This window comes from Streptomyces sp. NPDC052225, from assembly GCF_040679615.1.
GTDB lineage: Bacteria > Actinomycetota > Actinomycetes > Streptomycetales > Streptomycetaceae > Streptomyces.
Genome location: NZ_JBFAVD010000024.1, coordinates 49,094 through 67,914 on the forward strand (window position 1 = coordinate 49,094; position 18,821 = coordinate 67,914).

12 protein-coding genes and 1 pseudogene are annotated in these 18,821 nt (G+C 67.0%); 5 read left to right on the forward strand and 8 right to left on the reverse strand.

What is annotated here, in order from left to right; translation table 11 throughout:
• Positions 1 to 74: 74 nt before the first annotated feature.
• Entirely contained in the window at positions 75 to 1,238 is a 1,164-nt protein-coding gene (locus AB0L37_RS29290) for a magnesium and cobalt transport protein CorA (protein WP_365511800.1), read from the forward strand.
• Between the two features lie 416 nt (positions 1,239 to 1,654).
• Here the strand turns inward: AB0L37_RS29290 and AB0L37_RS29295 are convergent, their stop codons facing one another.
• Both AB0L37_RS29295 and AB0L37_RS29300 read right to left on the reverse strand, forming a co-directional pair.
• A complete protein-coding gene (locus AB0L37_RS29295) occupies positions 1,655 to 3,856 on the reverse strand; it encodes a hypothetical protein (protein WP_365511802.1) in 2,202 nt (733 codons plus the stop codon).
• A 283-nt stretch (positions 3,857 to 4,139) separates the two neighbouring features.
• Positions 4,140 to 4,556 (reverse strand): hypothetical protein, encoded by a 417-nt coding sequence (locus AB0L37_RS29300; protein WP_365511805.1) that lies wholly within the window; start codon positions 4,554 to 4,556, stop codon positions 4,140 to 4,142.
• 376 nt (positions 4,557 to 4,932) lie between these two features.
• Here AB0L37_RS29300 and AB0L37_RS29305 point away from each other — a divergent pair.
• Positions 4,933 to 5,714 (forward strand): IS5 family transposase gene (locus AB0L37_RS29305; protein WP_365512022.1). Its coding sequence is split into 2 segments (ribosomal slippage): positions 4,933 to 5,241 and positions 5,244 to 5,714, totalling 780 coding nucleotides; the frame shifts between segments, so codons are not numbered across the junction.
• On the opposite strand, the gene AB0L37_RS29310 is transcribed toward AB0L37_RS29305, so the two are convergent.
• Both AB0L37_RS29310 and AB0L37_RS29315 read right to left on the reverse strand, forming a co-directional pair.
• Positions 5,708 to 6,124, reverse strand: a complete 417-nt coding sequence (locus AB0L37_RS29310) for a hypothetical protein (RefSeq protein ID WP_365511808.1) — start codon at positions 6,122 to 6,124, stop codon at positions 5,708 to 5,710. The genes AB0L37_RS29305 and AB0L37_RS29310 overlap by 7 nt on opposite strands.
• 179 nt (positions 6,125 to 6,303) lie before the next feature.
• Complete coding sequence (locus AB0L37_RS29315) at positions 6,304 to 10,701, reverse strand: hypothetical protein (RefSeq protein WP_365511811.1); 4,398 nt, start codon at positions 10,699 to 10,701, stop codon at positions 6,304 to 6,306.
• A 1,168-nt stretch (positions 10,702 to 11,869) separates the two neighbouring features.
• Between AB0L37_RS29315 and AB0L37_RS29320 the strand changes: the two are divergent.
• The 3 genes and pseudogenes from AB0L37_RS29320 to AB0L37_RS29330 all read left to right on the forward strand — a co-directional run.
• Positions 11,870 to 12,055: pseudogene (locus tag AB0L37_RS29320) on the forward strand (CorA family divalent cation transporter); the annotation flags it as partial.
• Between the two features lie 91 nt (positions 12,056 to 12,146).
• On the forward strand, positions 12,147 to 13,058 hold the full coding sequence (locus tag AB0L37_RS29325; protein ID WP_365511814.1) for a LysR family transcriptional regulator: 912 nt from the start codon (positions 12,147 to 12,149) through the stop codon (positions 13,056 to 13,058).
• A 240-nt stretch (positions 13,059 to 13,298) separates the two neighbouring features.
• Complete coding sequence (locus AB0L37_RS29330) at positions 13,299 to 15,152, forward strand: hypothetical protein (protein WP_365511817.1); 1,854 nt, start codon at positions 13,299 to 13,301, stop codon at positions 15,150 to 15,152.
• 71 nt (positions 15,153 to 15,223) lie between these two features.
• On the opposite strand, the gene AB0L37_RS29335 is transcribed toward AB0L37_RS29330, so the two are convergent.
• From AB0L37_RS29335 to AB0L37_RS29350, 4 genes are all read right to left on the reverse strand, one after another.
• Positions 15,224 to 16,594: an APC family permease gene (locus AB0L37_RS29335; RefSeq protein ID WP_365511820.1), complete on the reverse strand. Its 1,371-nt coding sequence runs from the start codon at positions 16,592 to 16,594 to the stop codon at positions 15,224 to 15,226.
• Entirely contained in the window at positions 16,591 to 17,469 is an 879-nt protein-coding gene (locus AB0L37_RS29340; RefSeq protein WP_365511823.1) for a carbon-nitrogen hydrolase family protein, read from the reverse strand. The genes AB0L37_RS29335 and AB0L37_RS29340 overlap by 4 nt, the downstream gene beginning before the upstream one ends.
• Before the next feature lie 300 nt (positions 17,470 to 17,769).
• The gene (locus AB0L37_RS29345) at positions 17,770 to 18,459 is read right to left on the reverse strand and encodes a class I SAM-dependent methyltransferase (protein ID WP_365511825.1); all 690 of its coding nucleotides are present in this window, start codon (positions 18,457 to 18,459) and stop codon (positions 17,770 to 17,772) included.
• A 92-nt stretch (positions 18,460 to 18,551) separates the two neighbouring features.
• Entirely contained in the window at positions 18,552 to 18,743 is a 192-nt protein-coding gene (locus AB0L37_RS29350; protein ID WP_365511828.1) for a hypothetical protein, read from the reverse strand.
• Positions 18,744 to 18,821 lie beyond the last annotated feature (78 nt).

Here is an 18,821-nt window from a genome sequence, read left to right on the forward strand (position 1 = left end):
CTCGATGCCGATGCGGAGGTGCGTCACCTTCGCTGGTTAGGCTGCCCGGGACCCCACGGCTGAAGGAGGCGGCGATGCCGCGACGGCAGGAGCGACCGGGCCACGGCGGCCGGCACGGCGGGCGCCGGTACGCCTGGCGGCGCGGCGCGGACCCCCGGCCGAAGCCCGAGGCGCCGCGGAAGCCCGCCGGGGACGCCACCGCGGCACCGCAGGAGGCGGACAGTGTGGTGCACGCGGCGCTGTACCGGGACGGGGTGCGCGTGGCGAGCCCCGACACCCTCACGGACACCTACCGCCAACTGCGCGAGAAGCCGAACACGGTGGCCTGGATCGGCCTCGCCCGCCCCACCGAGGCCGAACTCAAGTCGCTGGCGGCCGAGTTCGACCTGCACGAGCTCGCGGTCGAGGACGCCCTCGAGGCACACCAGCGCCCGAAGCTGGAGCGCTACGGCGAGACCCTCTTCGTCGTCCTGCGCGCCGCCCGGTACCTGGACGCGCCGGAGGAGGTCGACTTCGGCGAGCTGCACGTCTTCGTCGGCCCCGACTTCCTGATCACGGTCCGGCACGGCGCGGCCCCCGACCTGTCGGCCGTCCGCCGCCGCATGGAGGCCACCCCCGAACTCCTGCGCCTGGGCCCCGAAGCGGTCCTCTACGCCATCCTCGACGCGGTCGTCGACGGCTACGCCCCGGTCGTCGACGGCGTCCAGAACGACATCGACGAGATCGAGACGGAGGTCTTCTCCGGCGCCCCCGAGGTCTCCCGCCGCATCTACGAACTCTCCCGGGAAATGGTCGAGTTCCAGCGCGCGACCCGCCCCCTGGTCGGCATGCTGCACGGCCTGATGGCGGGCTTCGCGAAGTACGGCACGGACGAGGAACTCCAGCGCTACCTCCGCGACGTCGCCGACCACGTCACCCACACCAGCGAACGCGTCGACGGCTTCCGCCAGGCCCTCACCGACATCCTCACGGTGAACGCGACGCTCGTGACGCAGCAGCAGAACGCGGAGATGCGGGCCCTGGCGGAGGCGGGGTTCGAGCAGAACGAGGAGATCAAGAAGATCTCGTCCTGGGCCGCAATTCTCTTTGCACCCACACTCGTCGGAACCATCTACGGCATGAACTTTGAGAACATGCCCGAGTTGGGCTGGAGCTTCGGATACCCCTTTGCAATCGGCCTCATGGGGGTGGTCTGCGTCAGTTTGTACGTGATTTTCAAGCGCCGGGACTGGCTCTGAGCCGCTGTTGCCAAGCTCATCTCTTGTGTGACCTCTCGCACCGCTCACGGACCAGGGCGAAATCAGCCCTTGGGGAGTCTCTGGGGAGAAGTGATGCGGGTGATCTCGTCTACTTGTCTCCAACGAGCCTCTGACCAGGCAATTCACCCTCCACCCACCGTTGGGGAGAATCTGGGGAGAACCAATCAAGCCCTCAGGTAGGTGTGGGTTGATCGCAGCGGTGCACCCCTGGCCGTTCCGACGGCCCGTCGCACCGGCTATAGCAGCACTCAGCCGATCGGGCGATGTCGTCACCCCCACCCCGACTGGCCACTGCCGTCCACGGCCTCATCCGGCTCACTCATCCCCCATACTCCCCACGAAATGCCTGCGCTGCCCCTCTTCGGGGGGCGACGAGGGGCAGTAGCCAGACGGCGTCAGCTAGGTTCACGCGCCATGGCGCGAGGCAGCGAGATTGGCGCCGCGCGGGTCAGCGAGATCGCCGCGACAACAGTGGCAGCAGCCACAAAGGCTGAGACCGTAACTCCGGGGATCGTGGCCCACAGCGGCAGCCCTGGCACTTCCGTCGCAGGCGTCATGAGCACGGGAAGTGTGGTCAACGCAGTCGCGCCGAACAACCACCGACGCTTGACCTTGTAGCCGGAGGCCACCGCTGCGGCGAGGACGGCGAGGGCGACCGCCGCCATGGTCATGAGTCCTGGGGAAGGCACCATCCGCTGGGGGTACGTCTGCTTCAGGATCGTCAGCCCTACGCCGCCGAAGAGCGCGAACATCGACGAAATGGCCAGGGCTGCAGCAGGCGTCATCCGGTTCGCCGGGCGAAGCAGATGGACCGGAACCGTAGGCTCCGGGGTGCCGCTGAGTTCGGCGTCCAACGCGGCGATGAGCCGCCGATGGCTCTTGCGACCACGCCACGTGAACAGGGCACTGAGCAGGACGCTGACCACGGCGATCGGGAGCCACTTGTCGACGACGGATTCGAACAGGTTCGCCCCGTGCGCCAACTGCGGGAGCAGCAGGAGCGCCGCCGCCCACAGAGTGAGGAGCGCCTGGAACAGACGCCGACGGTCATGCTGTCGGCGCAAGGCGGTCTCGTAGCGGGAGACATGCTCCTTCCACACCCGGGCACCAAGGTTCCACTGGGTGGCCGTCTCCAGGTCGGCGAGGAGGGACCCCGCCAAGAGCCGGACAAGCAAACCCCGACGATCGAAATACGCCGTGTGGTCCCGCAACGGGTGCCCGTGCAAGGGGACCGCATCCTGTTCAACGCCCGCAGGAAGAGCCGGCAAGAGCATGCGCCCGACCAGGTCGTGCTGGCTGCTGAACTCCTGCCATGCAACTGGCTTGCCGCGCGAATCGCAGGTTGGCAGGGCCAGCTTGTCGCGATGGTACGGGAGAACGTGATGCTTGATCAGGAGACCGCACAGCAGGCCCAGCACCACGCTCAAGGCAGTGACTGCCCAATGCGTAGCCGACATCTGCCCGACCGGATAGAGATCCCCCAGAAGTCCACGCCACGGCTCGACCATGTCCCGCATCGCCGAGGATCCAACTTCCGGAGTCAGCGCGCCAACGGGCAAGGTGAACAGGGTCATTGCGCTGGCACTTGTGGACAGAAAGCCTGCCGCAGTCGATGACAAGCCAGGGTCCAGCAGCGGAGCGGTGCCCCAAACCATGCTGACCGAGGCGAGGGGAAGCAGCCATGCGACTGCCGCGACGACGGGGTTCCGGGTCTGCCTCAGAATCCAGATCGGCTTGAGACCCGAACCGACCGCGACCAGTCGGACCACCTTCTTCTGATTGCGCCCTCCGTTGCGAGCGAGGAGTTGGTGAGCCAGGTAACCTCCCTGCGAATGCGCAACGATCACGATGTCGTCACACCGGGACTCCAGCCACTTCAACCTGTCTTCCAGGTAGTCCAGTAGGCGTTCGCGCTCGTGCTCCCGCGCCGCTGCGGTGATCACGTGATCGGCGACGTTCAGCCGCGTACCGAACAACACCAGCACGCAGATAACCAGTGCGAGCGCACCCCAGGGATGCGCAAGTGTCAGGGCGACCAGACCGCCCAACGCGGCCAAGAGCGTCATGAGCCTCCACGCGAAGCGGCCGATGTGCCGGTACTCCGGGCTCGCAAAGAACGTGAAACTCAGCCCGTCACGTAAGACACTCCAGAATCCGCGTCGCTGTCCGTCGGGCTCGTCGTAGAAGAGCATCCCGCGGTCTCGCCGATCGGGCCCGACGAGGAGGAGGACCGTCGGAAGACACCGTGCGAGGTACACGGCGGTCAGCAGCCAGCGAGACCACCACCGGGGCCGCTGAAAGCGATCGGACCAGACCGCCTCCGCCATCAGCACCTGTCCAACCGACCTGCCCCTGACCCGAAGCCGGGCAATCGCATGGGCTGGAACGCCATATGAAGCCTCAGCATCAGAGGAGTGCTGCTCCGGCACCTCGTTCCACTCGACAGCCTCAGGGCCGTAGACACCCACGATCGGGGCCAGAATTCCCTGCCCCATGTGCCGCAGCACGGACTTCTCCGTACCGGAGTGCTTGTGCTGGTTGCCGACACCATGCACCAAGAGATAGCCGACTCGCCTGCTTCGCCGCCGCTTGCCCATCCAGTACCTCCTCGACCAGGAGCGTGATCCTTGCAGGGGCAGGCGGTTTGCGTATCCGTACAGCTACTCATTGTTCGCGACGACGTACGGGCGGACGGGTCGGTGCCGGATGTGCTTGATCTGTCGTCTGCCCAGGTAGCCGCCAGCGATCAGGCCGCGCGCGCGGATAGCCACCGCTGGGCCAAGGCACCCGAATGGGTCTCAGGACTTCCACCGTCTGCGGAGCACGCCCGGACGAGGAGTTCGCCGGCAGCTGGATCGTCAGTCCGTGGGCTCATGGTGATCAGAAGCGTTGCGCATCGCGCGCGACGAGGTGATCCTCATGCGCCGGATGTCCCGACAGGGTGGCAAGAACGGGTGTCTGATCCCCACCCTCTTCGGGGAACTGCGCCTCTTCGATGATGCTCCGGTCGAATCCGCCCAGTTGAAGTGCCAGTCCGGTGGCATCCCGCTGCTCCAGGAACAGCTCCCGCACTCTGCCGAGGATCCGGACACCGCCCACTCTTTCCTGCAACCGGGCGATAACCGCGGCCAGATCCGCACGAAGCGCGGTGAGGCCGTTCCGTAGCTCTTCGTCGGACCGCTTCGTCAGCACACCGGACCGGTCGACGGCATCCCTGTGTCGGAGCGGAAGCTGGTCGGACAGATCTTCCATCGAGACCGGAGGCACGACCCGATGGAGTTGAGTCACCTCGACCACACGCCGGAAGGTCCCGGCAGAGCGACCGCTCCGGGCCTGCCCCACTTACTCGACGAGCGGTCGGCCTCTCGCCTGGCCGGTCACCACCAGGACGACATGCCTGCTCGTCCACTCGTTACGTTCTCCGACCGACTCCCAGCCGGCATCGAGTTGCTCCTGCCGCTTCCGGCTACCAAGGAACTTGGCCTCACCTGGGGTGCACCGCAGTATCGCCACCATTCGATCACCGTACGTGGCCCTTCCTGCGGATTTCCACGACTCGTCCCAAGCATCGGGCCAGATCGCCAACTCTTAAGACGTCATTTCAGTTGGTGTGATCTTGCGGCATTCTGGGGTGGTGACTGCCGCGCTTGTCGAACGGTAGGCGCCGGAGGATCTGTGGGTGTTGTTCCAGCGAGTGGTTCCGCCGCCTCCGCAACGCCCGCAGGCTGGCGGGCACCGGCGGCGAGGGGATCGGGAGGTCTTGGCCGCGATCATCTTTGTGGCCACGTCCGGCTGCACGTGGAACCAACTGCCGCCAGGGTTCGGCCTGCCCGGGGTCACTGCCTTTCGTCGGTTCACCGAGTGGACCGAGGCGCGAGTGTGGGCAAAGCTCCACCGCTTGGTCCTGGATGAACTCGGTGCACGGGGCGGGCCGGATTGGTCGCGGTGCACGATCGACTCCGTCAGCGTGAGGGCCCTCAAAGGGGGCAGTTGACGGGACCGAATCCGACCGACCGCGGCAAGAGCGGATCGAAAATCCACCCCGTCGACCGCCAGGGACTGCCGCTGTCGATCGGGATCTCCGCAGCGAACCTCCACGACAGCCAGGCCCTCATCCCGCTCGTCCGCGGCATTCCACCGATCCGCTCCCGCCGGGGTCCGCGACGTCGCCGGCCCGGCAAGCTGCACGGCGCCAAGGGCTACGACTACCACCACCTGCAACTTTGGCTGTCCTCACGCGGTATCCAGCGCCGCATCGCTCGCAAAGGAATCAAATCCTCCCAACGGCTGGGTCGACACCGCTGGGTGGTAGAACGAACCGTGTCATGGCTGTCCGGCTGCCGGCGGCTCCACCGTCGCTACGAGCGGAAACCCGAGCACTTCCTCGCCTTCACCGCGATCGCAGCAACCCTCATATGCCACCGCAGACTCACCGCTGAGCTGCCGATTCACTGAACGACTACGCCGAGATAGACCGCCGTAAAGCAGGACAGGCCGATACCCACAGCAGCCAGGGCGAGAAACGCCAGCAGATTAGTGCTGTTGACCGCCACACACGCCTCGGCATCGGGGTGCGAAGGCCGGGCCGGGTCATACACGATGGCCATGTCCTGCCCGGGGGCGGTCCCTGTAATCGACAGTATGGAAGATTCGCCGCAGTATGCGACGCCTCTCACCTGGTACTCAAAGTGGAGTGACACACCGCCGTCGAAGACCTGGAGGAAGGTGCATCGTGCCGTGGATTGGACGCCTTCATGGCGCGGGCGATTGCCAGCAGGCCATGCTCTCAGAAGGTAGAACGCCGCGACATCAAGACCGACCGCTATAGCTCCGAAGATCGCTAGCACTGTGAGCTCTTGCCCCATTGCTCATGCCCCTCTCCCCACGCAGGTCGTTCAACGCTCCTCATGGTGCCCAGTGTGCCGAGCCTCGTTGGTCCCATCGCAGCGACTTTCTTCAGCCGTCGCATCACCAAGTGAAATGACCTCTAAGGGAGCAAAGAGAGTTGGACCATGGCGATCCGCACCTCACATGAGGGTCGCTGCTATCTCCGATCGACGCCCGCGACCGCCTCTGCCACTCCGTACGACCCGAGGAGCAACAGCTCGTCCAGGAGGTCGAGGATCTCCGAACGGCGCCCGGCTCGAACGGCCTGGGCGTATGCACGAACCAACAACCCGCCGACGTGGTGGGCATCGGCCGCGGCATGAGTCGCGAGATCGGTAGACGCCGGGCCGTACTCATCGATGAACCGTCTCACGCACATCAGGAGTAGATCGTCGACGCGATCCGGAGCGTTCTCAAGCGTGATCAGCAGTTGCGGCAGGGCCGGTCTGAAGGCCGGGGAGCCTATCAGCTCGGTCAGGGTGGAGCGGAAGCGGTTCAGCCGCCGCCCTCGCAGTGCTGCGGCCACAGCGGCCGCGGTACTGCACACGTCTTCCTCATGATCATGGAAGAAGCAGGTGAGTGCCCGATGGGCCAGAGCGGTGTCACCCGCATTCGCCAGGCGTGCGGCACATACCTCCGCGGCACCCCGCCGCTGCGGGCCGTCGTTCCCGGCAAGGACCGTCTCCAGTAGGTCAGGCATCTCCCACTGCATCGCGGCCAACGCAGCGATCGATCCACCCACCCTGCGCACATCATCCTCGGCCGAACGCAGCATCCGGTGCGCCACGAACCTGCCGATCGCAGGATCCCCGTGGGCCAACGCGATGGCCAGGCGGACCACGTGCCGCGTGGACAAAATCCGGTCGAAGCCCGTAATCAGCGCGGTGAAGGCCGCTGCCACCGCATCCCGGTCGTGGCGCAGAGCGGCATGCAGAAGATGCGCCACGCACGACCGGAACGCCGGGGACGGATCTGCGGCAAGCCGGTCCAGGTGGGGCACCACCAAGGCGGCCCGTGAGCCGTCCTGGTCATGGATCAGCAGATTGCCCAGACTCTCGGCCGCACTGCCTCGTACTGAATTGATCCCGACAAAGTACGGATCGGGGTCGCCGAGATCAGGTTCGTGAGCGGCCACAGTGTCGGTGCCGGTCGAGGAGAGCGCACGGTCCAGCAACGCCTCAACAAGATCTGCCGGCACGGAATCCAAGTACTTCCCCAGAGCCTGCCCCAACCAGCGGTCGTGTTCCGGCTTCCCCAGCCTCGCAAGGTGACGTACGGCCTCGAACACGTCACTGGGGTCCGACAGCGGCTCCGCCTCGCCCAGTCCACGCAGCAACGCCGCCCCATACTCAGGATTCGTCGCCGCGTCGATGCTCAACGCGAGGCGGGCGAACCTGCCCGGATCGGCCGCTGTCATGTCCTGCAGTACGTTGGCCTGCTCATGCGCGCCGCCAGTGAAAGCGCGCATGTTGGTCCTTTCCTCGTTGTGTTTCCGCATGGCGCCCAACCACTGGGCATCGCTCATGCGTCGTGCCGATTCCAGTGGGACGGGTGGCCCGATGAAGCCGGATGTGATGCCTTCTGGTTCGTCAGGCTGCTGCACGCCACCGAATCGCCTGCGCAGTTCCTCGAGGCGGCGTACTGCCCGCGCTGAGAGGCGCCGTTCGGGCAGTGCCGTCAGCAGAGTGAACTCCTGCCAGGGCGCGAACTCATCGTCCGGAGGGAGCCGCAGGTAGGACAGCGCTTCCTCCAGGCGGCGGAACATGTCCCCGGGCAGGGTGTCCCCCACCGCTTGAAGAACTTCCCGCGTGCCCCACACCACGCTGCTCGCATAGCCGCAGAGAAGCCGCTTCCTGTTCTGGAGAACGATCTCCCCCGCCCGGGACGCAAGGGCCGGCCCCGCTGCGATCAGCGCCTGGTAGAGCAGCCATTGCGCGGCGTCGTAATGCGTAGCAGCGAGTGTGTCCACGAATGGGCGGACGCGTTCCGGGTCTCTGCCCGCGATCACCCGCAGTGCGGTGGCAGCTCCTTGGAAGAGCGCTCCGTCCAGAGTTCTGGGCCCCTCGTCCGGGTAACGGAAGGCGAAGTGCCTGTCCATGACTGGCCATCCGGGCCGTTCTGGGTAGGCGGCTACTGCCATGACGTCCAGCAGTACAGGCAGCAACTGCTCGCAGAAGGTCTCGGGTGCGCCCGATGCTGCGGCAGTCACCATGCGGAGGGCCATCTGGTCCCGGCCGAGAAGCCCTGCGACCCTGCCGTCACCGTCGAGATCAAGCGCACCGGAATCCCGGGACAACAACAAGGCGAGCAACTCCACAGCCCATTCGGGCCGGGTTTGGCCCAGGTCGCCCACCGTGTACCAGAGGCCGTGCTCACGAAAGGCGAAGCGACCGTCCCTCACCGCCTCGAGGAGCAGGTCGAAGAGTGGCCGACTGTCTGACAGCCGAGCGGAGATGACAACTCCTCCGAGCCAGTTCCTGTACGCGTCATGCGAGGTGTGCGGTGCCAGTATCTCGGCGAGGCGATCGGGAAGCTTCTTGGCCGCTCCTTGCATGAGCCGGAGCGACCAGGCGTGTTCCTGCTGGTCGTCACCATCCAGCCAGTCCGCGACGGCGCCCCGTTCGTCCGCACGGACGAACCACGGACCGGTGCTCACCGCGGCTGCAAGATGGTCCCCGAACGGGGGCCTGGTATCGAGCACACGACTGACGGCGTCCCATTCCAACGCGGTGGGATTTTCGAGGTCTCGGAGCAGCGACAGCACTGTCTCCTTGAGGTGATAGCGGACCTCCGGGGTGGTCAGCAGTTCCTCGACTTCCTCGACAAACCGTTCCGGTTCCAGTTCTCTCAGGTGGTGCAGTACCTGCCGGACTTGCCCTCGGCGGAAGAGCTCTTGCTCTCCGCCCGAGAGGAAACCGGTCAATGTCTCGCCCTGGCGGATCCAGCTGCGTGCGAAGGCATAGTCGAAGAACGACTCATGAAAGAAGGCCAGTTGCCGTCCGTCGCGTACGCAGACGTGCTCCGAGACCAGCACATCTCCGCTCACCGCAAGATCGCCCTCATCGAACACGGTATGAGGTACGGAGAGGCGCTGCCTCGCACTCATTGCCTCCGCGATCACTGTCAGCGTCTCAGCGAATTTCACGGCAGGCTGCCGGGCCCTGCAGCTCCGCTGTTTGGCGTCCCAGAAGGCATCGAACAGCTGCAAGGGCGTACGGAACGAGAGGGCCTCGGCACGGTCTTCGACGTGCGTCAGGAGGGCGAGGTGGAGTGGCGACCGAAACAACGCCCGGCGGGCCAGGTCTGGCCCCAGCCGGTCGGGGTTCAGCCCCATCCCCGCCAGAGCCGCGTCGATCTGATCGTCGGTGAGAGAAGCGACGGTGAGTTGCGCGCAGTGGTCCCGGTCGATGAGCAGGCGGATGCGGTGATCGGCGTGGACATCGAACTCACGGCAGGCCATGACGACGTGCATGTCAGGGAACGCCGCAGCTTCGCGCACCATGTCGGCGACAGTGTCAAAGGTGTCGGGCATCCGGCCGGAGGCCAGACTGATGGCGTCCAGTTGGTCAACGATCAGTACGCAGGGACGTCCGTCCGCCACCGCCCCGAGCGCGCTGACCGGAGAGACCGGAAGGCCGATTTTCCGGCCCAGCTCATGTGTGGATGAGAATCGGTCCAATCGGTCCAGGCGAAATGCGAGCACCGGGGTGCCCTGCGCGTCGAGCGCACGATATCCCTGGTGCAGCACTGCGCTCTTGCCACCACCCGCAGTGCCCGTCACCAAGGTGCTCTCACCGGGGGCTCCAGTGATCCGTTCCACCAGCTGTCCGGCTTCTACCCGTTCGATGGCGGGCCGGAGCAGTTCACGCTCGACGGCCGCGGCCCAACGGCGGGTCACCTCGCCCACCGCCTCGGCCACGGCACTGTCGTCGGTCAGAAGCCTCCGTCGCAGACCATGAGCGGCCAGCCCCCGTGTGATGGTCTGGGCATCGAGCGTAGTTCCCAAGTTGTTCATGAGGAGATCGGCGAGCGCCAGGGCAGCGAGCGGGCCAGAAGCTCCAGCGAGGACCAGTTCCGCCAGGGCGGCATTGACATGGACGACATCGGCTTCGTCGTGGCATCCCACCCAGAGACCTCGCAGCATCTGCCAGGCCGTCCGCCTAGAGCCGTAGATGTCAGGGGCGGCAAGGGCGTCGAGGTGTCCTTGGAGCTCGTCCGTCAGCCATTCTCGGGCGAAGGCGTCGTAATCGTCCGAGCGGCGGGCCCGGTCGGCGAGCTCTTGGATCGGACGGGCCGGTACCAGTGAGACGAAGTGGAAGTCATCGCCTGCTTCGACATGAGCACGCAGGTGGTTCCAGATGCCTTTGTCCCGGAGGGAGGCCACAGTCCAGGTGCCGGCATTGCCGTTCTGCCGCTTGACCTGGCATACCTCGGTTCGCCCGTTCCGGCGCAAGGCGAACTCGGCACCCTCCCCCAAGGCACCACCGGGCTCGAGGGTGATCGAGTCCGCCCGGCCGAGGAGCAGGTATAGGGCATGCCTTACCGTCCAGGCCATCTCGTAACGATTGCCGAACTTGTCCGTCTCGCCACCTGGCCGGGGTACCACGGTGCCTCCTCCGCCGCACACCAACGCAGCTTCTCTCACGTCTCCGTGCGCAAGCATTCCCTGCCTCAGCGCGGCGGGCGTACGCACTCCCCCTCCGACTCTTTCACGCCCTTGACCATCAGATTTCGGATACGGAGGAAACAACTGCTAGCGGCAAGCGCTCACATCATCGATCCGTGTGGATCTCGCGCGGCAGAGCCAAGAGGAAATCACCCGCATGTGCATCGCCCGTACCGAAGCAGATGCCCGATTCCAAAGCTGCCTCGCGCGAGGAGTCTCCGCCACAGCTACGACTGGAGGTCGGACAGTTCGTCGCCCCCCCCTCGACTTCAACGCGTAGGCGGCACGCGTTACGGGCCTGATCAGCCTGATGTTCAGCGTCGACTCCCGGCTGCCCCCCCCCGAATCCAGATCCGGGAGTGGCCAGTGTGACGGTGGAAGAGCTTGCTGAAGGCGGTGGGCTGTGGAAGCTGAGCCGGTCGGCTACCAGCGACGAGCTCGGCCGGAGCGTCTCGGCCACCCGCTTCACCGCGCCCGTCCCATCGCTGATAGCCGACCGTGTCCGCGTCGCCCCCCGCCTGAAAGCCCGTCAGAATGGGCGTCACTTCAACGTCAGGACTCCCAGGACGCCCTGCCAGCAGAACAGGAAACAATCAGGCGCCGCATCGGAAAAGCCCAGGCCACAGTCCGTATGGGCAAGCCATCACGCCTCGAACTGTTTCCATCAGGGAAAGACGTCGAATTTATCTCTGCTTCCACAAAACCGCAGGTCAACAAGCCTTCTCAATGAGCTCAAGGATCGCCACGCACTCCACATGATGCCTGATCGGGAACAGATTGACGCGTCTCCGCCGTGCGGACCTGGTCGGGCACGTACATCGAAGTTTCAGCCGGTGTGCAGAGTGACCAGGCACCGGACCTTGAACCCTCACGACGCACACCTACCGAGCAAGCTCGCTGGGGAGAATCTGGGGAGAACCAAGTCCCGTGGGGAGCGCCTGGGGAGAAACGGCTACACAAAACTGAACGAGCGTGAAAGACGTAGAAAGAGGCATCACCCCAAGTCAGGCAGCCTTCGCAGCCCAAACACGCTGGTGAATGGGGCAAAGAAGACAACATCAAGAAGATCTCGTCCTGGGCCGCGATCCTCTTCGCCCCGACGCTGGTCGGGACGGTGTACGGCATGAACTTCGACCACATGCCGGAGCTGCACTGGGCGCTCGGCTATCCCCTGTCCATCGCGCTGATGGCCACCGTGTGCACCAGCCTGTACTTCATCTTCAAGCGGCGCGACTGGCTCTGAGCTCCTCAGGGCGGGCCCTGCCCTTCATCCGGCCCGCCCCTAAGCTATGACCTCACGTACTTGATGAGGTCGGCTTTCATGCTCACGAGGCATGAGCAGGAGGTTCGTTGTGGAGCTGAGGGTGCTGCGCTACTTCCTGGCGGTCGTCGAGAGCGGCTCGGTGACCAGGGCAGCAGCCGAAGTCCATATCGCCCAGCCTTCGCTCTCGCGCCAGCTGCGCGGACTCGAGGCGTCCCTGGGAGTGACCCTGTTCGATCGCACGGGCAAACGGATGGAACTCACGGCGGCCGGCCGCCGATTCCTGCCGCTCGCCCGGGACCTCGTGACACGTGCCGACACCGCCCTCGCCGCCGCCGGCTCACTGGCGTCCGGCCGTGCGATGCGGATCACCGTGGCGGCCCCCACCACCACCATCACCGATGTGATCGCCCCGTTCCTGGCCACCTGGGGTCCGGAGGACCCGCTGGTCACCGTGCAGGCGGAGAGCCCGGTACGCGCCTACCAGGCCCTCACCCGCGGCGCCGACGTGGCGATCTCCTCGGCCCCGCCGCGCCGCCGCTACACCGGGCTGCCCGTGGCCCGGCTGCCGCTGTGGGCCTATGTGCCGCCCACCCACCCCTGGGCGAACCGGGACCGGATCACCATCCAGGAACTGACCGGTGAACCGCTGATCGTCCTCACCCTCGCGCACGGCACCCGCCGCATCCTGGACCAGGCGGTGCAGGACGCGGGCAGTTTCCTCGACATCGTCCTGGAGTGCGACACCCCGCAGGTCGCCCAGGCGATGACCGCCTCCGGTCACGGTATCGCCGTCGTCTCCGACGACCCCCGCTTCGGGCTGCGTCCGCTCCTGATCCTGGACCACCACGGGGAGCCCCTGCAGATCCGGCTGCACGCGGCCTGGGACGCCGGCCACTACGCGCTGCGCACCATCGAGTCCTTCGCCACCGGCCTGGCTCGCTTCTGCGTCGAGCAGTACGGACCGCAGGCAGCGGGGAGCTGAACCCGACCCGCCGGAAGCAGGACGACGGCACCACCGGCGAGCGGTTGCCGTGCCGTTCCCGGGGAGTTCACCCAGTCCTGACGTCCCGTCCACCGGTCCGACGACGCATCGTGTTCCACCGCAGCACCTGCCCCGATGCTTCCCGGACACCGTGGCCAGTCCTGACAGGTATTGGACACCTCTCGTTGCGCGCACACACCATGCCGCAACAACAGCCCCCGCTCCGGAAGAGGGACACCCATGACTTCCAGTCCGGCCGCCCGCCGCCCCCGCGGTCTGCGATGTCTTGCGACGGTCACGGCACTGCTCACCGCGCTGCTCGCCGGCATGCTCACGGCTCCGTCCCCCGTGCTCGCCGGGAGCGCGTCCCCGGTGCCGGGCGATCCGCTGACCGGCAGCGGCGCCGTGCCGCGTACGGTCCTCACCGCCGCTCAGCTCTCCGGCGCCGCCGCCCCCGACGACACCGTTTCGGACAGCGCGTTCGCCCTGCCCACCGAGGCGGCGCCGCCCGCCCACACCTTCGAGGGCACCCTGAGCCTCGACGGCACCGCCACGGCCGGCGGCTACCGCAAGCTGAAGGACCCCTACGGCTACTCCGACACCGAGGCCACCCGACACCTCCCGCCGTTCAGTGCCACCCTCGTACAGAACGGCAGTCACCTCGTCCCCACCGTCCGCGGGCTGCGCTACACCGGGAACATCGCCTGGAACCTCGCCGTGGGGGCCGGCCGGGCCTGGCAGGAAGACGGCGACGGCGGCCGCACGCGCGCCGCACTGCCCTTCGCGCTGGTCGAGCGGAACGCCAACTGCGTGCACAACGGGGTGCTTTCCTTCCTCTTCGATGCGTCATCGGTCTCCCGGGTCCGCTACCAGATCACCGCGGAAACCTGCACCTATCACCAGTTCGACATGTGGGGTCAGGTGGCCGCCACCTACCGGCCGGGCACCGTTCCCGGCAGCGAAGCCGCGCGCGACGCCTACGCGGCCGAGGTCGCAGGGCGGCTGCCCACCAAACCCATCGCGCAGCTCGCCACCGACCACCCCGGCGCCGGCGTGGACACCGCGAAGTTCGGCGCGGGAATCACTCCCGGCGCACTCAGCACCTACGGCTTCTACTACGACGGCGTGAACTACGTCGGCGGCTGTCGGACGAGGCAGGGCCAGTACCCGTTCTGCGGGCAGATGCTGCTGCCCTCCTACTCCACCGCCAAGTCCGCCTTCGCCGGCACGGCCCTGCTCCGGCTCGCCCAGCGCTACGGCGCCGGTGTCGCGAACGAGCGCCTGGCCGACCTGATACCGGAAGCCGCCGGGAAGGCCGCCTGGTCAGGTGTCACCCTCGACCAGACCCTGGACATGACCACCGGCAACTACACCTCGGCGGGCTACGAGGTCGACGAGGCGGGCAACACCATGTCCGACTTCTTCCTGGCCGAGCCCTACGCCACGAAAAGGGACACGGCGCTGTCCTTCCGTCGCAAGGCCGCGCCGGGCAGCAAGTGGGTCTACCACACCTCCGACACCTTCCTGGCCGCCCGCGCGATGAACAACTACCTCCGGAACCGGGCTGGTTCGGGCGCGGACCTGTTCCACATGCTCCGCGACGACGTCCTCACCCCGATCGGCATCAGCCCGGACGCCCGCGTCTCCTCCCGTACGGACAACAGCGCTGACGGCGTCCCCTTCGGCGGGTACGGGATGTTCTGGACCCAGGACGATGTCGCCAAGTTCGGCAAGTTCCTGAACAACGACGGCGGCGCGGTGGGCGGCACCCAGGTCCTGCACCCCGGCCTGCTGGCCGACTCCCTGCAGCGGAACCCGTCGGAACGCGGGGCCACCACCACGGGCACCACGCCGATGCACTATCAGAACGGCTTCTGGGGGCGAGAGTTCACGTCCTCGGACGACCCCGCGTACACCCAGCCGTTCCACGTCCCGTTCATGTCCGGGTTCGGCGGCATCACCATCGCGATGATGCCCAACGGCTCCACCTACTACTACTTCAGCGACAACAACGAATTCGGCTGGAGCGCGGCCGTTTCCGAGTCCAACAAGCTCTCCCCCATGGTTTCGGCCGCCCCCGCACCGGGCCGCTGACCCAGCCGGCCCGGACATGACCGTGCAGGCCGCCGGCATCGCCCCTGCACGGCGCGCATCCGGAGGGGCCGCTACACGGTGGCCGCATCCGTGGCCGCGGTGTCGTCGTCGAAGGTCATCTCCGGCGCGGGCCGACGGAAGCCCTTGGTCAGGGCGGCCAGGTAGACGACGCCGATCGCCAGCCAGACGCCACCGATCCGCAGGGCGTCGTCGCCGAGCTTGGTGAGCAGGTAGACGGAGACTCCGGCGCCGATGGCCGGCATCACCAGGTACGAGAAGAGGTTGGGGGTGCGGCCGCTGCGGCGCTCTCGGACCAGGTGGGCGATCACGCAGACGTTCACCAGGGTGAAGCCGAGGAAGGCGCCGAAGTTGATGAACGAGGTGGCCGTGGTCAGGTCGAGCTTCATCGCGATGACACCGGCGGCCGCGGTGAGCAGCAGGTTCAGGACGGGCGTGCCCGTCTTCGCCGACAGTTTCCCGAAGACGGCCTTGGGCAGCGCGCCGTCGCGTCCCATGACGTACATGAGGCGGGCGGCGGAGGCTTGCAGCGCGATGCAGGAGGCGATGGATCCGGCGATGGTGACGAAGTTGATGATCTCGGCGTACGTCTCGCCGCCGACCTGGACCTTCAGGTGGTAGGCGGCCGCGTCGACGTCGGCGAACTTCGCGCCGGGGTGGACCAGTTGCATCACGAAGGACAGCACGATGAAGATCGCTCCGGCGGCGATGACGCAGCCGATGATGCCGCGGCCGATCGTCCGCGCTCCTCCTCTGGCCTCCTCGCCCAGCGTGGAGACGGCGTCGAAGCCGAGGAAGGAGTAGGCGGCGATGGCAGCGGCGGCGGTGACCGCGCCGATCGACGTCCCGGAGTTCCACACGGCGTCCGTGGCGGGGGCGGAGGAGCCGTGCTTGCCGAGGAAGACGACGCACAGGGTGGCGAAGAGGACCAGCGATCCCAGGGCGATGAACATCAGGACCTTGTTGACGCGGTCCGCGAGCTTCATGCCGAAGACGTTGACCGCGGTGGTGAGGCCCACCGAGACGATCAGCCAGACCCACTTGGGTACCTCGGGGAACTGGGCGTTGAAGTAGATCGCCGTGATCAGCCAGCCGACCATCGGGATGAAGAAGTAGTCGAGCAGCATCGCCCAGCCGGACAGGAACCCGATGCGGCTGTCGAGCATCGTGCGGGCGTAGGTGTAGACCGACCCCGCGCCGGGCACGGCGCGTGCCATCTTCGCGTAACTCAGCCCGGTGAGCAGCATGGCGAGGGTGGCGATGGCGAACGCGGTGGGAGCCGCGCCGCCGCTGGTGGCGGCGACCACGCCGAAGATCGTGACGACGATGCCCGGGGAGATGTAGGCCAGGCCGAACAGGACGACGGAGAGGAGACTCAGGTCGCCCTCCAGTCTCATGGTGTTCTCGGTGGTCTCGTCGTTCATCGCGGCGGCTCCTCGGTGGTGTGGGCGGGGTTCCAGGTCGCGGGGTCGATACGGCCCCCGTAGAGCGGGAGTTCGAGGGCCGGGTCACCGGGGCGGAACTGGTCCCAGATCCGGTTGAGGCCCGCGGTGCCGTAGCGGCGGACGTTGCTCACCTCGTCGAGGTCGATCACGTCGGTGAGTGTGGAGTCGCCGGCATCGACGGTTTCGGCGCGCACCGTGCCCTGGGGATCGATGACGAGACTGCGGCCCGTCCCGGAAGGGGCGGCGGAATTGACGCTGGCGACGAACACCTGATTGGCGATGGCGTTGGCGCGATTGAGGACGACTTCCTGTGCGCGGTCGCTCGTCGACGTGCGGACCACGTTGACGATCAACTCCGCTCCCATCCAGGCCAGTTGGCGGGAGATCTCCGGGAACCAGGTGTCGTAGCAGATGGAAAGGCCGATGCGGCCGACCCCGGGGAGGTCGACGACCTCGAACCGGTTGCCCGGAGTGGTCGTCTCGTACGGGCGCCACGGGCAGATCTTGCGGTACGCGGCGAGGCGTTCACCCTGGGGTGAATAGACCGGTGCCGTGTTGTGGACGTGGTCGTCGGTACATCGTTCGTAGACGCTGCCGGGCACCAGCCAGATGCCCAGATCACCCGCGAGCTCTGCGAAGGCCGCGTCACGTTTGCCGTCGAGCGGCTCGGCCGCCTCCTGTGGGGCGGCGGGAACGCCGGGCGCGCTCTCGCCGAGGTGCAGTTCGGGGTAGACGACGAGGGCGCCGGGTGCGTGGGGTTTCACGCGCCGCTCCACGTCGGTGGCAAAGCCTGCGAGGTCGTCGGCCGGGCGGCCGGGCGCCTGGGCGAGGATCAGGGGCAGGGGGCGGGCCATGCGGGAACCAGCCAATCGAAAGGATTGTTGTACGCGGAGAAGTCGACGGAGATTCGGGTGTCGATAACCGCGCATTCCGATGGGCCAAGAATGCAGCCAGCCAGCCATAGCCTCAAATACTTGACAGGGCTGGGATTCATGCCTTTCAGGCATGGCCCGACGTGGAGCCTGAACTGCGAAAACGCCGAATCCTGCGGGAGACGGCCGAAGAGGCCCGAGAGCGGTTCCGGGCAACAGAAAAGGATCCCGCGACGATCCATTACAAGATCGCGGGATCCTTTGGAGCTGGGCGGCCCTGTCTCAGCGGGACCGGCGTGCCAGGAGCAGGGAGTCCTCCGCCTCGACCGGACCGGTGTCGCGGTGGAGGGTGCGGGTGCGCTGTTCCACGGTGACGGGCTCGAAGTCGGCCGGCAGGCCCGGGAGGAGTTCCTCGGCGAGGAACATCGCCTTGCGGTGGCTCTCGGAGAGCTGGGAGAACTCGTGCGACGGGGCGTGGCCGACGACGAGGAGCAGGCCGCCGGGGGCGACGGCCCCGGCGAGGCGGCGGGTCACCTCGACCATGCCGCCGTCGGGGGCGTGCAGATAGTGGCTGGTGACCAAGTCGTAGGCGCGGTTCCCGGCGTCGAAGGTGCGGGCGTCGACCTGCCACCAGTCGACGCGGTCGGCCACGCCCGCGTCCTCGGCGTGACGGGCGGCGCGGGCCAGGCCCTCGGCCGAGAAGTCGGCGCCGGTGACGCGCCAGCCCTGCCCGGCCAGCCAGATGACGTCGCCGCCCTCGCCGCAGCCGACGTCGAGCGCGGTGCCGGGGGTGAGGTCCGTGGCGGCGGTGACGAGCTGCGGGTTCGGCTTGCCGCTCCAGAACCGCCCCTGCCCGGCGTACCGCTCGTCCCAGCCCGCCGGCTCGAACATCGCGTCGACCGACTGCCCGTCGCGCTCGCCGTGCCGGTGCTCGTGCTCGTGCTGTCCTGCGCGAGCTGCCTGGTCTGTCACCGGGTGCCTCCTGTCCCTCGTGTCGCCTGCTCTGTCGATACTGCGCCGGATCGCGCCGAACGGCACACAAAGTTGCCGGAACGGCAAGCAGGTCAGCGCGGGCCGGGACCCCTGTCCTTTCCCCGCACCACGGGGACGAGGCTGCGCACCGCGAGGCCCGCGGCGATCAGGGTGAGGCAGCCGACGACGAGGCCGAGCAGGGCGAGCGGGTTCGCTCCGGTGACGGCGAGGGCGCCGGTTCCGCCGCCGCCGAGTATCGCGGCGTTCGTGGGCCTTCCGTACATGAGGGTCAACTCCTTGTTTCCGTAAGGGATTCAGGGTTCGGGATTCAGGGTTCGGGGATCCGGGTTCAGGGATTTTCC

Coding starts and splice junctions, on each gene's coding strand:
- AB0L37_RS29295 (WP_365511802.1), bottom strand. CDS start 3,856: ATGGGCAAGCGGCGGCGAAGCAGGCGAGTCGGCTATCTCTTGGTGCAT.
- AB0L37_RS29330 (WP_365511817.1), top strand. CDS start 13,299: ATGACTTCCAGTCCGGCCGCCCGCCGCCCCCGCGGTCTGCGATGTCTT.
- AB0L37_RS29310 (WP_365511808.1), bottom strand. CDS start 6,124: ATGGGGCAAGAGCTCACAGTGCTAGCGATCTTCGGAGCTATAGCGGTC.
- AB0L37_RS29315 (WP_365511811.1), bottom strand. CDS start 10,701: ATGGCCTGGACGGTAAGGCATGCCCTATACCTGCTCCTCGGCCGGGCG.
- AB0L37_RS29335 (WP_365511820.1), bottom strand. CDS start 16,594: ATGAACGACGAGACCACCGAGAACACCATGAGACTGGAGGGCGACCTG.
- AB0L37_RS29290 (WP_365511800.1), top strand. CDS start 75: ATGCCGCGACGGCAGGAGCGACCGGGCCACGGCGGCCGGCACGGCGGG.
- AB0L37_RS29340 (WP_365511823.1), bottom strand. CDS start 17,469: ATGGCCCGCCCCCTGCCCCTGATCCTCGCCCAGGCGCCCGGCCGCCCG.
- AB0L37_RS29350 (WP_365511828.1), bottom strand. CDS start 18,743: ATGTACGGAAGGCCCACGAACGCCGCGATACTCGGCGGCGGCGGAACC.
- AB0L37_RS29325 (WP_365511814.1), top strand. CDS start 12,147: ATGAGCAGGAGGTTCGTTGTGGAGCTGAGGGTGCTGCGCTACTTCCTG.